Genomic DNA, 14717 nt, shown 5'->3' with positions numbered 1-14717 from the left:
AAAGAACTGAAAGCCAGAATTAAACTAAAGGGTGGGCGCCAATAAGCTCCCAAGGGGGCAATTTGTTTGCGGTACTTACGGCAGGGCCGGCTCCAAAGTCGTGCGGCGCAGGAACTGCCGGAGCAACAGGTTGAAATCCTGCGGACGTTCCATCATGGGCACGTGGCAGCAGTGGTCCAGGAAATGCAGCTCGGCGTTGGGTAGCAGGCGGGCAAACTCGTGGGCCACTACGGGGGGCGTAATCGTGTCGTTCAGACCCCAGACCAGCAGGGTGGGCGCGGTAATCTTGGTGAGTTCCTTGCCCAGGTTGTGGCGCTGGGCCGAGCGGGCAATGTTGATGATGCGCAGCACCTTGGTGTTGGAGTTGGTAACGTTAAATACCTCGTCGACCAAGTCCTTGGTGGCAATGCTGGGGTCGTAGAAGGTGTAGGCCACCCGTTCCTGCACGAAGTTGTAATTACCGCGCTTGGGAAAGGAGCCGCCCATCGAATCCTCGAACAGGCCGCTGCTGCCGGTGAGCACCAGGCGCTGCACCAGGCGGGGGTTGCGCAGGGCGTAGACCAGGGCAATATGTCCGCCGAGGGAGTTGCCGAGCACCGTCATGGGTGCCTCCAGGCGCATTTCGCGCAGAAAGTCTTCCACGTAATTCACCAGCCCGGGCACGCCAGCCTGGGTCAGGGGCATGTCGTAGATGGGCAGCAGCGGGATAATAACCCGGTAGTCGGTACCGAATTCCTGGATGACGTCCTGCCAGTTGCTGAGCGCGCCAAACAGGCCGTGTAGGAGCAGCAGCACCTCGCCGGAGCCCTCTTCTACATACTGAAAACCGTTCTGTTCCTTAATCTGCAATTCCATCTTCAGGGGAGATTTCGAGGCCGGCTAGGGCTGACTGACCATCCTTTGCAATGATACAACACTTGACCCAATTGCGGAGAAGTGCCAATCCGTGGGAAGTGAGCAGCGCTTCGGGGTGAAACTGGACGCCGTACAGAGGGTAGGTACGGTGGCGGAATCCCATCAGTTCGTGTGCCGCATCGGTGGTGTAAGCCAGGGCCTCTAAATCAGGAGGTAATAAATTGACAATCAGTGAATGGTAGCGCGTGACGGCAAACTGTGTGGGCAGCCCGGCAAACAGCGGGTCGGGGCGGACCACGGCCACATCCGACACCTTGCCGTGCATGGGCCGCGCCGCCCGCGCAAGGTGGGCCCCAAAGAACTCACCCAGGGCCTGGTGGCCCAGGCACACGCCTAGCATGGGCACGCGCTGGTAATATTCCTCGATGACCTGCATCAGGCAGCCCGCCTTGGCCGGCGTGCCGGGTCCCGGCGACAAAACGATGCCGTCGAACTCATATTGCCTGATTTCGGCCAGCGACACGTCGTTGCGGACCACCTGCACCGTGGCCCCCAGCTGCTGAAAGTAATCCAGCAGGTTGAAGGTGAAGGAGTCGAAGTTGTCGAGCAGCAGCAGGCGCATCATAGCGGAGGAGCCGGTTGGCGGCGCAAAGGTTGGTAGCGGCCTGCTTTTTCCAGCTCGGGCGTCGGGGCCCGCCCGAGCAACCGGCCGCCCGGCGTTTGGTTAGAACACCCCGCGCAGCTGCTCGAGCAGCGTGGTGGCAAAGGGCATCACGAAGCCCACGATTTCGAGGGCAAACGGGGTGGCTTGCTCCACGACGGGCAGCACCTGGGAGTCGGCGACTACCGCGGGGGAAAGCAGCTTGAGGCCGGCGAAACCGATGCCGTGCAGCAGCAGGCTGATGCCCAGCACCCATTTCAGGGCCCCGGCCGCCCCGCCGAGCACGTTGTCGAGCATGCCCAGGGGGGTCAGGTGCACGGCCGTCTTGACCAGGCCACCCGCCAGGTGCACACCCCAGGTAATGAGCACGAACACCAGCAGAAACGCCACGATGGGCAGCAGCCCAAAGGCCTCACCCACGTAGTGGCGCACCAGCGGAATAGCGTCGCTGAGCAGGGCCAGCCCGCCGATAATGCCCAGTACGAAGGCCAGCAACGACGCCGCCTCCAGCACCAGGCCCCGCCGGAAGCCCTTCACGGCCCCCACCGCCAGCGGAATCAGCAGCAGAATATCAAAGCCGGACATGAGGTGAAGTAGTGAAGGGTGAAATTGTGAATAGCAGCTTGTGAAGGGGCGCGTCACCAGAATATTGATTCACAACTTCACCTTTCACAATTTCACCGCTTAGACATTCGTGTTGTTGAGCAGGTTGCTGACTACCTGGGAAATGACTTTGCCGTCGGCCTGGCCGGACAGCTCCCGGGCGGCGGCACCCATGACCTTGCCCAGGTCGGAGGGGCCGGTGGCACCCACGCGCTGGATGATGGCAACGAGCTTTTCGACCAGGTCGGCCTCGGAGAGCTGCTGGGGCAGGTATTCTTCGATGATGGCCAGCTCGGCCAGCTCCACTTCTTCGAGGTCGGAGCGGAACTGCTTCTGGTAGGTTTCGGCGGCTTCCCGGCGCTGCTTGGCGGCTTTGTTCAGGAGCTTGAGCTCGGCGTCCTCGGTCAGGGCGGCACCGTGGGCTCCTTCGGCCGTTTCGGCCAGCATGATCTGCGACTTGATGCTGCGCAGCGTCAGGAGCCGAACTTTGTCCTTGGCCAGCATAGCCTTTTTGATATCCGCGTCGATGGTTTCCTTCAGAGCCATAAGTTTGTAGTAGTAAATGTCTGGAACCCGTAGATTCCGACTGGCCGCGTATTGATGACCCACGCTGGCCGTTCTGGAGTCAGTTTTTCGCCTTCTCTCATGACGAAACTTAGCGTAAACATAAATAAAATAGCCACGCTGCGGAACGCCCGCGGCCACAACCGCCCCGATGTGCTCCAGGTAGCCCGTGACTGTGAGCGGTTTGGGGCCCAGGGCATCACGGTGCACCCGCGGCCCGATGAGCGCCATATCCGCTACCAGGACGTGCGCGACCTGCGCCAGATTGTGACCACCGAGCTCAACGTGGAGGGCAACCCCACCCCGGACTTCATCGATTTGGTGCGCGAGGTGAAGCCCGAGCAGGTGACGCTGGTGCCCGACGCGCCCGACGCCATTACCTCCAACGCCGGCTGGGACACCATTACCCACCAGATTTATCTTATTGGCGTCGTGACCGAGCTCAAGTCCATCGGCTGCCGGGTGTCCATCTTCCTCGACCCCGACCCGGCCATGGTGAAAGCCGCCGTAGCCACCGGCACCGACCGGATTGAGCTCTACACCGAAGACTACGCCCGGCAGTACCCGACCAACCGGGAGGCCGCTATTGCCCCCTACACCGTGGCGGCCACCCTGGCCCGGCAGCTCGGCCTGGGCCTGAACGCCGGCCACGACCTGGACCTGGAGAACCTAGCCTACCTCAAGCAGAACTTACCCGGCCTCGACGAGGTTAGCATCGGGCACGCCCTGGTGTGCGACGCACTGTACTACGGGCTGGAAAATACCATCCAGCTGTACCGCCGCCAGCTGGTGTGAAGTGGTGAAGTTGTGAAATGGTGAAGTTGTTTTTAACAACTCTGCCAGGACGACTCACTATTTTTCCCCTCTTCACAATTTCACCACCTCACAACTTCACCTTTGCCTCGCATTCCCCTTTCCGATTTCCTGACTGGTCCCGCCGATGCCCCGATTCTGGACGTGCGGGCGCCCATCGAGTACGCCCACGGCCATATTCCGGGGGCGCTGAGTCTGCCCCTGTTTTCGGATGAGGAGCGGGCCCGCATCGGTACTGCTTACAAGCAGGTCAGCCAGGACCGGGCCATCCACATCGGGCTCGACTTCTTCGGGCCCAAGATGAGCCGGATGGTGAAGCAGGCCCAGAAGCTGGCCCCCAACAAGGAAGTGCGCCTGCACTGCTGGCGGGGCGGCATGCGCAGCGGGGCCGTCCACTGGCTGCTGGAGCTGGCCGGCTTCAAGGTGCATTTGCTGGATAAGGGCTATAAGGATTACCGCCGCTGGGCCCTGGCCCAGTTTGCGGAGCCCCGGCCCATGCTGATTCTGGGCGGCCTCACGGGCTCGGGCAAGACCGACGTGCTCCACGAGCTGGCCCGCCGCGGCGAAACGATTGTCGATTTAGAGGGGCTGGCCAATCATAAGGGCTCCTCGTTCGGGGCCATTGGCCTGCCGCCCCAGCCCACGCCCGAGCAGTTCGAGAACAACCTGGCCCTGGAGCTCAGCCAGCTGCCTGCGGGTGTGACGCCCTGGCTGGAAGACGAGAGCCTGACCATCGGGCGGCTGACTATTCCCAAGCCTCTCTTCGAGCAGATGCGGGCGGCTCCCCTGCTGGTGCTCGACATCCCGCGCCCGGTGCGCACCCGCAAGCTGGCGGCCGAGTACGGCAAGGAAGACCCGCAGCAGCTGGCCGAAGCCATTCAGCGCATCAGCAAGCGCCTGGGCGGCCTGGCTACCAAGGAGGCCCTGGCCGCCATTGAGGTTGGCGACATGGAGAAGATGGTCGATATTGCCCTCTCCTACTACGACAAAACCTACGGCTTCGGGCTCGACAACAAGACCAACAGCCAGGTGCTGCGGCTTCCGTCCGACACCTGCGACCCGCAAGTGAATGCCGACCTGGTACTGGAAGCCGCCCGGCACGCCAGCTTGCTCCAAACCGCCTAGATGCCGGTGCCCACGCTGCGGGTGGCCCGCCCTACCGACAATCTGGCGGCCGTAATTCGCTTCTACCGCGACGGACTGGGCCTGCCGGAGCTGTATAGCTTCGAAAACCACAACGGCTTCGACGGGGTGATGCTGGGCCACCCGGCCGGGCCCTACCACTTCGAGTTTACCCACCAGCCCGGCCACACCGTGGGCCGGGCCCCTACTCCCGACAACCTGCTGGTCTTCTACCTGCCTGACGCCGCCGAGTGGCAGGCCGCCGTGCAGCGCCTGCAGGACCACGGCTACGTGCCCGTGCCTTCCTACAACCCTTATTGGGACCAGCAGGGCCGCACCTTCGAAGACCCCGACGGCTACCGCGTGGTGCTCCAGCCGGCTAGCTGGAAGCAGTAGCGCGAACTTTGTAGTTCGCGTGCCCCGCACCGGTTCAACGGTGGTCGTTGGGGCACGCGAACTACAAAGTTCGCGCTACTGAGCGGGCGGCTTGGCGTGGCGGGTAGGCTCTACTAGCAGGCCTTACCCTTTTTTGACGGGGGCTGGGGTAGCTTTCTTCTCGGGTTCGTCAATCACCTCGAAGCCAAACTCACCCAGGCGGCGCAGGTTCTGGCTGTACACGCCCGAGAGCAGGTCGCGGGTGCCGCGGGTCTGGGGCAGCAGCAGGTCAGCCAGAGCTTGGCGCTTGCCGTAGAGGATCTTGAGGTCCTTCTCGCGCTGCTCGATTTCGGCTTGCAGCTTCTGGGCATCCAGGACCTTGGGGCCCACTTCGTCCCAGCTGGGTAGCTCCTCCAGGGTGTGCAGCGGCGACTTGGCTCCCAGCTTCTGGTGCTGGGCATAGATAAGATTGTTCAGCTTAAACAAGTCGGCTGAATTCTCGGGGATAATAATGCGCGGTTTGCGGGGCATAAGCAGGAAAGATATGGTGAATACTATGTCTGAAATCTACTAATAAGCTTCTGATTGTCAAGTATCGTGCAAAAATAAACCCAACGGTAGCGCCTGCTTTCCGAATGGCTCATTCGGCAGCTACTTTCCCAAGCCCGGGAGGCCCCTCCGCTGCTCCCGGAGGGGGGTCGGCTGCAGCCGGAGGGGGTACCGGTACACCGGGAGGGGGGTCGGCTGCTCCGGATTGGCAATCGGCTGCACGGGAAGGGCGTTCGGCTACAGCGGAATGCCATTCCTGTGTAGGGGTTTGTGTTTCCGGTGTACCGGAATGACGTCCCGGTGCAGCAGAGTGGCGTTCGGCTGCACCAGAATGCCATTCCCGTGCTCCGGATTGGTGTTCGGCTGCTCCGGAACGCCGTTCTGGTGCAGCCGAACGCCAATCGGAACCAGCTAACTGGCTTTTCCTTTGTTCTAAGGCTTGTTCACGACAACCCAACGACTGGCCGGCTGCTGAACTTTTCCGGGAGCTTTGCCGCTTCTACCGGTTATCTTCGCCAACGTCTGACTTTCCCGCTTATGCTTCCTGATACCTCCTCCCCCGCCACCGACCAGATTCGCCTGACCCAGTACAGCCACGGGGCGGGCTGCGGCTGCAAAATCGCGCCCAAGGTGCTCGACCAGATTTTGCACACCAGCATCGTGCAGCCCGAGCACGACAAGCTGCTGGTCGGCAATAGCAGCCGCGACGACGCGGCCGTGTACGACATTGGCGGCGGGCAGGCCATCATCAGCACCACCGACTTCTTCATGCCCATCGTCGACGACGCCTACGACTTCGGGCGGATTGCGTCGGCCAACGCTATTTCGGACGTATATGCCATGGGCGGGCGGCCCGTCATGGCTATTGCCGTGCTGGGCTGGCCCATCGACAAGCTGGCCCCCGAAGTGGCCCGCCGGGTTATCGAAGGCAGCCGCAGCATTTGCGCCGAGGCGGGCATCCCGCTGGCCGGCGGCCACAGCATCGACTCGCCGGAGCCCATTTTCGGCCTGGCCGTGACCGGGATGCTCGATATCCCGAACCTGAAGCAGAACGACACGGCCACGGCCGGCTGCGAGCTGTATCTGACCAAGCCCCTGGGCGTGGGCATGCTCACTACGGCCCAGAAGCGCGGCATTCTGCGGCCCGAGCACGAGCAGATTGCGCCCCGGAGCATGATGCAGCTCAACAAAATCGGCTACGACCTGGGCCAGCTCACCCAGGTGCGGGCCATGACCGACGTCACGGGCTTCGGGCTGCTGGGCCACCTCGCGGAAGTGTGCGAGGGCAGCAACCTGACCGCCGAAATCGACTTCAGCAAGGTGCCCCTGCTGGCCGAGGCCGAGCAGTACCGCCAGCAGAAGGCCGTGCCCGGCGGCACGGTGCGCAACTGGGACAGCTACGGCCACAAGATTGGGGAAATCACCGACGAGCAGCGCCAGTGGCTCTGCGACCCCCAGACCTCGGGCGGCCTGCTGGTGTGCGTGGAGCCCGGTGGGCAGGCGGCGGTGCAGGCCGTGTTCGAGAAGTATGGCCTGCAGCTCGAATCGTTTGGCAGCCTGCGCCCCCACGTGGCCGGGGAGCCCTGGATTGAGGTCAAGTAAGCGGTGAAGCTATTTCCTTTCCTGCGGCCGTTGCTCGAATTCACGGTGGCGGTCTGCGCCATCGTGTTCGGGCTGCGCTTTATCACCAGCTTTTTCACCCAGGCCAGCCGGGTGTACCGGCCCACGTTTCTGCGGCAGTTCTACCTGCTGTTCTGGCCCCTGCTGTGCATGAGCGTGGGCCTGCCCTTCCTGATTTCGTTTCTGTATCTGGGCACGCTGAGCGCCTACGAGCTGGTGCTGCTTACGGCCCTGGCGGCCGTAATTCTGGGTTTTTCGGTGCCGGCTCTTATTCTGCACGCCCAGTACTACGCCCACAACCTGCGCACCACCCTGGTCTTCGACCCCAAGCACAACAAGCTGGAGGTGTACGAGGGCCGGGTGCTGATTCCCTTCGCCCAGCGCGACCTGCTGCGGGTGGAGTACGTGACCTGCCGTTCGCCCCGCCTGTTCTGGAGCAATTACAATTTCCTGCGCCTGCACCTGGCCTCGGGGGAGGTGCTGGTGCTAACCTCCTTGCTGACCAACCTGGCGCCGGTAGCCGAATTCCTGCGTAATTCGCACCTGGAGGCCCGGCAGCGCTGGTTTTGCCTGCTGTAAAGGCCGTATTGGGAGGTGCCGGCACGGTGGAGCTTCCCGAAAAAGTACTATATTCAGCTTGCTGGTAAGGGCAGAAGGGCTATTTTTGCCCAGTTCTTACTATGGCCAGACCGAATGCGGCAACGTTTACTCTTTTTGTTGCTGCTACTAGCCCTGCCACAGCTCCTGCGGGCCCAGGACCCGGCGGTTGTTACCCGTCTGCAGCTTCAGCTGCGGGTGTTGCCCGAGTCGCCGCGCCGGGTGCAGGTGCTTGATTCCCTCAGCTACGCCCTCCACGATATTGTGCCCGACACGGCCCGGCGCTACGGGGAGCAGGCCGTGGCTCTGGCCCAGCGCCTGCACGACCAGCGCGGCCTGATGCGCAGCCTGGCCACGCTGGGCAGCTGCTACGCCGTGCTTTCCGACGGCGCCTACGCCCTGACCCTCTATGCCCAGTCGCAGGCCCTGGCCCGGCAGCTCAACGACTCCGACGGGCTGGTGCGCTCCTACACCACCATGGCCGCCGTGCACCACGAGCGGAGCGACACGGCCAGTGCCTGGCGCCATTACCGGCACGCGCTGCAGCTGGCCGACCGCCCCGGCGTGCGGCCGGGCACGCTGCTCACCCTGTATGGCAACCTGTCGAGCCTGTTTTTCCACCTGGGTCAGGATGCCCGGGCCCTGCACTACACCGACCTGGCCCTGACCCTGGCGCGGCGCACCGGCAACCGGATGAATGAGTCTATCTACCTGGCCAACCTGGGCACTTACCACTATTATGGGCAACGCTACGAGCTGGCCGAGAAGCTGATCCGGCAGTCGTTGGCCCTCACCCAGCAGGCCCACCAGCCCCGCTACGAAGCCGGCGACCTGGCCCTGCTGAGCATGGTACTGCTCGAAACCCAGCGCCCCCAGGAAGCGGCCACCCTGGCCCGGCTCTCGCTCCGGCAGGCCCGCCGGGGCCGTAGTAAGGAGCGGGTGCTGGATGCCTACAGCATGCTGGCCGAGGTAACCGCCCGGCAAGGCCAGTACCAGCAGGCCTACCAGTGGCAGCAGCACTACGACGCCCTGAACGACTCCCTCAACAACGGCCGCCGCCTGGCCACGCTCACGGCCCTGCAAAGCCGCTACGACAGCGAAGACCGGGAGCAGCAGATTCAGCTGCTGACCCAGCAGGCCGAGCTGCAGAAGCTGCGCAACCGGGAGCTGTGGGGCGCCATTGCGGCGTTGGTGCTGGGGCTGGTGGGTTTCGGATTCCTGTACTGGCAGCTGCGCCGCAGCCGGGCCGCCCTGGCCGCCAACAACCTGGTGCTGCAGGCAACCACCGCCGAGCTGCGCCAGATGGCCGCTTCCAAAGACCGGCTCTACGCCATTGTGGCCCACGACCTGCGCGGCCCGGTCACGTCCTTCGTCGGCGTCACGGAGCTGATTGGCTTCTACCTCAAGCGCCAGGACGAGGAAGGCCTGCAGCGCCTGCCGGCCCTGGTGCGGCAGTCGGCCCAGAGCCTCAACAACCTGCTCGACAACCTGCTCAACTGGGCCGTGAGCCAGACCGGGGAGCTGGCCTTCCGCCCCGAGCAGCTGCTGGTAGCCGAGTTGTTTGAGGAAAACCTGCAGCTCTACCAAACCACGGCCGAGGCCAAGCAGATTACGCTGCGGGCCGCGCACCCGCCGGAGCTCACGCTCTGGGCCGACCAGAACATGGCCCGCACCATCCTGCGCAACTTAGTGGGCAACGCGCTGAAGTTTACTCCGCTCGGCGGCACGGTGCAGTTTTCGGCCGCCGAGGTGCCGGATACGAAGTCGGTGCGGCTAACCGTGACGGACTCGGGCCGGGGCATGCCCGCCAACCTGGTGGCCGAAGTGCTCAGCAATAGTCCGGTGACTACGCCTACCAGCCCCGTTGGGCCCCGCACGGGCACGGGGCTGGGGTTGCTGCTGTGCAAGGCCTTCGTGCAGCGCCACGGCGGCACGCTCGACATTCAGAGCGCCCCGGGTGGCGGCACCAGCGTGCTAGTAGAGCTGCCGCAACTATAATTTACGCGGCCGCCCGGCCCTTGGGCGGTATATTTGTCTGAATCCCAGTTTCTAAATGCAGCGGCGGGCTTTTGCTTGGGGCCGCTTCTTATCTAACTCTTCTCTATGCGTACACTTTTACCACGGCTATTTCAATCCCGCACTTGGTTGCTGCTGATACTATTCCTGCTGGCGGGCCGCCTGGGCCGGGCCCAAACCTGGGACGCGGCCCAGGCCCTGGGCACCTCCGAGTACAACGGCCAGGCCTTCGGCCAGAAGTTCGTGTCGGACGGCGCCGGCCACCTCTACCTCACCGGTAACGTTCAGGGCACCATCAGCCTGGGCGGCCGCACCCTCACCAGCACCGACTATTCCTCCTTTATTGCCAAGCTCGACGAGGCTACCGGCCAGTGCCAGTGGGTGCTCGGCGGCGTGGGCGCTGCCGACATGACCGTGGACGCCGCCGGCGACCTGTACGTGGCGGGTTCCTTTGGCGGCCGCACCCTTACGCTGGGCACTACCACGCTCACCAACACCTGCACCAACCCCTACGGCTCCGACCTGTACGTGGCCAAGCTGAGCAGCGCCGGGCAATGGCTCTGGGCTACCCAGGCCAGCGGCCCCGGCAGCAAGCATGCCTCTAACCTGGCCCTCGACGCCGGCGGCAACGTGTACCTGACCGGCACCTTCGGCACCGGCGCCACCTTCGGCACCACCACCCTGGCCTCGACCGGCACCGACATTTTCGTAGCCAAGATTACCGCGGCCGGCCAGTGGCAGTGGGCCGTGAAGGCTGGCAGTGAGAAAATGAACTACACCAACGGCCTGCGGGCCGACGCCAGCGGCAACGTGTACGTCACGGGCTCCTTCTACGGGGCCACGGCCAGCTTCGGCACCACCGTGCTGACCAACACCAGCAACGTGGCCGGCAGCGGTGCGTCCGACATCTTCGTGGCCAAGCTCAACCCCAACGGCCAGTGGCAATGGGCTACCCAGGCCGGCAGTTACAACAGTGACACCCCCTGTGGCCTGACCCTCGACGCGGCCGGCAACGTGTACGTAGGCGGGTTTGCCGATCAGGGCCCCGCCTCTTTCGGCAGCATTACACTGAACAACAACTACAGCGGCGTTGCCTTTGCCGCCAAGCTCAACGCGGCCGGCCAGTGGCAGTGGGTGGCGCCGGTCAGCGGCGTCGGCACCAAGACGGCCACGGCCCTGACCACCGACGCGGCCGGCAACACCTACCTGACGGGCTTTACCAACAGCACCCAGCTTTCTTTCGGCACTATTTCCCTCAACGGCAGCGGCCCCAACCAGCGCACGTACGTGGCCAAGCTCAACACCAGCGGCCAGTGGCAATGGGCCCAGCAGACGGGCGGCGCGGGTGGCGCCAACGCCTACGGTTTGGCCGTGGACGCCAGCAGCAACGCCTACGTCACGGGCTTCTACCTAGAAGACAACGTCACCTTTGGCTCTACCACGCTCACTAGCAGCGGCGCGGCCGACCTGTTTGTAGCCAAGCTGGGCAGCACCGGGCAGTGGCAGTGGGCTCAGCAGTCGAAAGGGGGCGGCAGCGCCACGGTGAGCAGCACGGCCGTGGATGCGGCCGGCAACGTGTACGTCACGGGCTCCTTCACCGGCACGCTCAGCTTCGGCTCCATCACGCGCACCAGCCACACCCTCGACGACCTGTTTGTGGCCAAGCGCAGCGCGGCCGGGCAGTGGCTTTGGGTGACGCAAACCGCCGGCACGGCCCGCTACGGCTACTACAGCGACAAAGGCAGCCTAGCCGTGGATGCGGCCGGCAACGTGTATTTGACCGGTTGCTTCAAAGGCGCCGACGCTACCTTTGGCAGCACCACACTCAGCAGCGTCGGCGGCTTCGATGTCTTCGTGGCCAAGCTCAACACGGCGGGCCAGTGGCAGTGGGCCACGCAGGCCTTGGGCACCAACGATGAGTTTGGCAACGGCATTGCCGTCGATGCTACCGGCCACGCCTACGTTGCCGGCTCGTTTCAGGGCGCTTCGACCACGTTTGGCAGCGTCACCGTCACCAACCCCAGCAACGGCACATTCGAAGTCTTTGCCGCTAAGCTCGACTCCGACGGCCAGTGGCTGTGGGCCAGCAGCGGCGGCGGCACCGGTCCCGATGCCGCCAGCGACATTGCCCTCGACGCCCTGGGCAACGCCTACGTGTCGGGCTCCACGCAAAGCCCCTCCGCCACCTTCGGCAGCGCCACGGTCAGCAACCCGGGCTATTCCAACGCCTTCGTGGCCAAGCTCAGCGGCACCGGCCAGTGGCAGTGGGCCGCCGGCGCCGGCGCGGACTACGCCGGCACAGCTGCCATTGCGGCCGATGCCAGCGGCAACGCCTACGTGACGGGCTTCTTCAGCGGCCCGGCCACGTTTGGTAGCACAGCCTTCACCAGCTCCGACAGCTCCGACGTTTTCGTGGCCAAAGTCAACTCTGCCGGGCAGTGGCAGTGGGCGGCTCAGGGTGGGATGCGCGGCTCCAACCAGGGCTCAGCCATTGCCGTGGATGCCACCGGCACGACCTACGTCACGGGCAGCTTCCGCAGTGCCGGCGGTATTTTCGGTTCCACCACCCTGCCCTATAGCCACCGCAGCTACTACGATACTTTCGTGGCCCAGCTCAGTCCGGCCGGCCAGTGGCAATGGGCCACCAGCGTCGGGGGCACCAACTATACCTACGACCTGGCCCTGAGTTCCAGCGGGCAGGTGTACGTGGCCGGCGACTTTTCCGGCAACTACGGCTCGACCACGGCCACGTTCGGGCCACTCACGCTCACCAGTCCCGGCGCGGTGCACACGGTGGGCTACCTGGCCCGGCTGAACCCGATTATTACGGCCAACCATGCGGCGGTCAAAACCCAGACTCTGACCCAGGCTTTCCCCAACCCGTTTGCCCACCAGCTCACGGTGCAGCTGCTGGCTCCGCTGCCGGGCCCGGTGGAAGTTACGGCCCACGACGTGACGGGCCGCCAGTGGCTGCGCGAGCAGGTAACGCTGCCGGCCGGGCAAACGACGCTGCCCCTGCCGGCCGCAGTCCGGTGGCCGGCCGGCGTGTACACGCTCACCGTGCGCCAGGGTACCCAACAACAAGTGCTGAAGGTGGTGCGGCAATAGGCAATTAACTCCTGATTTGACCGGGCCGGCCGCTTTCAAGTGGCCGGCCCGTTTTGTTTGCCGGCTTCTTCCGACCTTTGCCGCACTATGCAACTACACTTCCGCGAACTGGGCGCCGGCAACCCGCTCGTTATCCTGCACGGCCTCTTCGGCACTTCCGACAACTGGCAGACCCTGGCCAAGCGCTGGGCCGAAACCCACCGCGTGATTGTGGTGGATTTGCGCAACCACGGCCGCTCCCCCCAGACGGCCGAGCACAGCTACGAGCTCATGAGCCAGGACGTGCTGGAATTGTTCGACCTGCTCCAGCTTCAGCACGTGACCCTGATGGGCCACAGCATGGGCGGCAAAGTAGCCATGCGCTTCGCCCTCGACCACCCCGCCCGCCTCGACAAGCTCATCGTGCTCGACATTGCCCCCCGCCTGTCGGACATGCGCCACCAGGACGATATTCTGGCCGGCCTACACGCCGTGAACCTGGCCACCATCGAGTCGAGGCAGCAGGCCGACGAGGCCCTGGCCCAGCACATTCCGCAGCTGGGCGTGCGGCAGTTCCTGCTCAAAAACCTCTACCGTCGCGAAGACAACTCCTTTGCCTGGCGCCCCAACCTGGCGGCCCTGACGGCCAATATGCCCGCCATTGGCGCCGAAATCACCGGACCCACGCCCTTCGTGAAGCCGGCCCTGTTCGTGCGCGGCGGCAAATCGGACTACGTAAGCACCGAAGACAAGCTCTACGCCATTCCGGCCCTGTTTCCCAACAGCCAGGTCGAAACCGTGGTGGACGCCGGCCACTGGCTACACGCCGAAAAGCCCGAGGAAATCTACGCCCTGGTCGAGGCCTTCGCGAAAAGTTAGTTGATAGTTGTTCGTTGTCAGTTGTTAGCTCGTGCTGCCAGCTGTTCCTAACAACTACCAACCAACAACTACTATAGCGGGAGCAGTTGTCAGCATCATAGGCAACCAAAAAGACCTACCAACTGACAACGAACAACTATCAACTAAAGATGAAGGGTACTCTCTACCTTATTCCCACCGTGCTGGCCGACGACACGGCCGCCCAGGTGCTGCCGGCGCAGGTGGCCTCCCAGGTAGCGGCGCTGTCGTACTTTCTGGTGGAAAATGCCCGCACGGCCCGCCGCTTTATCAAGAGCGTGGCCCCGGCCCAGGTTATCGAAAGCCTGCGCCTCACCGTCATCGACAAGGATTCGACCGAAGCCCAGATTCAGGAGGCGCTGAAGGCCGTGGTGGCGGGCCAGGATGCCGGCGTCATTTCCGAAGCCGGCTGCCCCGGCGTGGCCGACCCCGGCGCCGAAGTAGCCCGCCTGGCCCACAAGCTCGGTATCAAAGTAGTGCCGCTGGTGGGGCCTTCCTCCCTGCTGCTGGCGTTGATGGGCTCGGGCATGAACGGGCAGAGCTTCGCCTTCCACGGCTATCTGCCCATTGAGCGGGCCCAGCGCGTTGCCGCCATCAAAGCCCTGGAAAAGCAGGCCCTGAGCCAGCACCAGACCCAGCTCTTCATCGAGACGCCCTACCGCAACATGCAGATGCTGGACGATTTGCTGACCCAGCTCCAGCCCGGCACCCGCCTCTGCATTGCCGCCAACCTCACCGCTCCCGACGAGCTGGTGCGCACCGACACGGTGGCCGGCTGGAAAGGCAAGCTCCCCCAGATTCACAAGCAGCCCGCCGTGTTTCTGATTGGGCGGTAGCAGCAGTGGCGACGCTGCTTGCTGGTCGGCTACTTTCGCCGGGGGTAGCCAAACCCGTTGCTAATCATCGGCCAATTGCTGTAGTTTAAGGCCTTGTCAACGCTACTGTTGCGCCCCAAAAC

The 14717-nt window shown here is 63.9% G+C and carries 14 protein-coding genes; 9 read left to right on the top strand and 5 right to left on the bottom strand.

Annotated features, from left to right (window positions below):
* Positions 1-75 precede the first annotated feature (75 nt).
* From CLV45_RS21995 to CLV45_RS21980, 4 genes are all read right to left on the bottom strand, one after another.
* Positions 76-855: an alpha/beta fold hydrolase gene (locus CLV45_RS21995; RefSeq protein ID WP_100338637.1), complete on the bottom strand. Its 780-nt coding sequence runs from the start codon at positions 853-855 to the stop codon at positions 76-78.
* Positions 839-1480, bottom strand: a complete 642-nt coding sequence (locus tag CLV45_RS21990) for an anthranilate synthase component II (RefSeq protein ID WP_317045132.1) — start codon at positions 1478-1480, stop codon at positions 839-841. The genes CLV45_RS21995 and CLV45_RS21990 overlap by 17 nt, the downstream gene beginning before the upstream one ends.
* A 99-nt stretch (positions 1481-1579) precedes the next feature.
* Positions 1580-2101, bottom strand: coding sequence for a CvpA family protein (locus CLV45_RS21985; RefSeq protein WP_100338636.1), 522 nt, complete (start codon positions 2099-2101; stop codon positions 1580-1582).
* Between the two features lie 99 nt (positions 2102-2200).
* Positions 2201-2665: a GatB/YqeY domain-containing protein gene (locus tag CLV45_RS21980; protein ID WP_100338635.1), complete on the bottom strand. Its 465-nt coding sequence runs from the start codon at positions 2663-2665 to the stop codon at positions 2201-2203.
* A 99-nt stretch (positions 2666-2764) separates the two neighbouring features.
* Between CLV45_RS21980 and CLV45_RS21975 the strand changes: the two genes are divergently transcribed.
* The 3 genes from CLV45_RS21975 to CLV45_RS21965 all read left to right on the top strand — a co-directional run bounded on the left by CLV45_RS21975 (position 2765) and on the right by CLV45_RS21965 (position 5014).
* Positions 2765-3478, top strand: coding sequence for a pyridoxine 5'-phosphate synthase (locus CLV45_RS21975; protein ID WP_100338634.1), 714 nt, complete (start codon positions 2765-2767; stop codon positions 3476-3478).
* Between the two features lie 102 nt (positions 3479-3580).
* Complete coding sequence (mnmH, locus tag CLV45_RS21970) at positions 3581-4621, top strand: tRNA 2-selenouridine(34) synthase MnmH (protein WP_100338633.1); 1041 nt, start codon at positions 3581-3583, stop codon at positions 4619-4621.
* Complete coding sequence (locus tag CLV45_RS21965; RefSeq protein WP_100338632.1) at positions 4622-5014, top strand: VOC family protein; 393 nt, start codon at positions 4622-4624, stop codon at positions 5012-5014. It begins immediately after the preceding gene.
* A 123-nt stretch (positions 5015-5137) separates the two neighbouring features.
* Here CLV45_RS21965 and CLV45_RS21960 read toward each other — a convergent pair whose 3' ends face one another.
* The gene (locus CLV45_RS21960; protein ID WP_100338631.1) at positions 5138-5524 is read right to left on the bottom strand and encodes a hypothetical protein; all 387 of its coding nucleotides are present in this window, start codon (positions 5522-5524) and stop codon (positions 5138-5140) included.
* A 555-nt stretch (positions 5525-6079) separates the two neighbouring features.
* Between CLV45_RS21960 and selD the strand changes: the two genes are divergently transcribed.
* The 6 genes from selD to CLV45_RS21930 all read left to right on the top strand — a co-directional run bounded on the left by selD (position 6080) and on the right by CLV45_RS21930 (position 14595).
* Positions 6080-7144, top strand: a complete 1065-nt coding sequence (gene selD / locus CLV45_RS21955; RefSeq protein WP_100338630.1) for a selenide, water dikinase SelD — start codon at positions 6080-6082, stop codon at positions 7142-7144.
* 30 nt (positions 7145-7174) lie between these two features.
* The gene (locus CLV45_RS21950; protein WP_100338629.1) at positions 7175-7741 is read left to right on the top strand and encodes a hypothetical protein; all 567 of its coding nucleotides are present in this window, start codon (positions 7175-7177) and stop codon (positions 7739-7741) included.
* Between the two features lie 114 nt (positions 7742-7855).
* Entirely contained in the window at positions 7856-9757 is a 1902-nt protein-coding gene (locus tag CLV45_RS21945) for an ATP-binding protein (RefSeq protein ID WP_157807727.1), read from the top strand.
* Between the two features lie 105 nt (positions 9758-9862).
* On the top strand, positions 9863-12883 hold the full coding sequence (locus CLV45_RS21940) for an SBBP repeat-containing protein (protein WP_100338627.1): 3021 nt from the start codon (positions 9863-9865) through the stop codon (positions 12881-12883).
* Positions 12884-12970: 87 nt separating this feature from the next.
* Positions 12971-13741, top strand: coding sequence for an alpha/beta fold hydrolase (locus CLV45_RS21935; protein ID WP_100338626.1), 771 nt, complete (start codon positions 12971-12973; stop codon positions 13739-13741).
* A gap of 149 nt (positions 13742-13890) precedes the next feature.
* Positions 13891-14595: an SAM-dependent methyltransferase gene (locus CLV45_RS21930; protein ID WP_100338625.1), complete on the top strand. Its 705-nt coding sequence runs from the start codon at positions 13891-13893 to the stop codon at positions 14593-14595.
* Positions 14596-14717 lie beyond the last annotated feature (122 nt).

The sequence above is a fragment of the Hymenobacter chitinivorans DSM 11115 genome (assembly GCF_002797555.1).
Lineage (GTDB): Bacteria > Bacteroidota > Bacteroidia > Cytophagales > Hymenobacteraceae > Hymenobacter > Hymenobacter chitinivorans.
The sequence above is the reverse complement of the archived record's forward strand: the minus strand, read 5'-3'. Positions and strand labels throughout refer to the sequence as shown.

Excerpts from the sequence above, each read along its gene's own strand:
- CLV45_RS21935 (WP_100338626.1), top strand. The coding sequence starts at position 12,971 with ATGCAACTACACTTCCGCGAACTGGGCGCCGGCAACCCGCTCGTTATC.
- CLV45_RS21990 (WP_317045132.1), bottom strand. The coding sequence starts at position 1,480 with ATGATGCGCCTGCTGCTGCTCGACAACTTCGACTCCTTCACCTTCAAC.
- CLV45_RS21945 (WP_157807727.1), top strand. The coding sequence starts at position 7,856 with ATGCGGCAACGTTTACTCTTTTTGTTGCTGCTACTAGCCCTGCCACAG.
- CLV45_RS21930 (WP_100338625.1), top strand. The coding sequence starts at position 13,891 with ATGAAGGGTACTCTCTACCTTATTCCCACCGTGCTGGCCGACGACACG.
- CLV45_RS21985 (WP_100338636.1), bottom strand. The coding sequence starts at position 2,101 with ATGTCCGGCTTTGATATTCTGCTGCTGATTCCGCTGGCGGTGGGGGCC.
- CLV45_RS21995 (WP_100338637.1), bottom strand. The coding sequence starts at position 855 with ATGGAATTGCAGATTAAGGAACAGAACGGTTTTCAGTATGTAGAAGAG.
- CLV45_RS21965 (WP_100338632.1), top strand. The coding sequence starts at position 4,622 with ATGCCGGTGCCCACGCTGCGGGTGGCCCGCCCTACCGACAATCTGGCG.
- CLV45_RS21960 (WP_100338631.1), bottom strand. The coding sequence starts at position 5,524 with ATGCCCCGCAAACCGCGCATTATTATCCCCGAGAATTCAGCCGACTTG.
- CLV45_RS21940 (WP_100338627.1), top strand. The coding sequence starts at position 9,863 with ATGCGTACACTTTTACCACGGCTATTTCAATCCCGCACTTGGTTGCTG.
- CLV45_RS21975 (WP_100338634.1), top strand. The coding sequence starts at position 2,765 with ATGACGAAACTTAGCGTAAACATAAATAAAATAGCCACGCTGCGGAAC.
- selD (WP_100338630.1), top strand. The coding sequence starts at position 6,080 with ATGCTTCCTGATACCTCCTCCCCCGCCACCGACCAGATTCGCCTGACC.
- CLV45_RS21980 (WP_100338635.1), bottom strand. The coding sequence starts at position 2,665 with ATGGCTCTGAAGGAAACCATCGACGCGGATATCAAAAAGGCTATGCTG.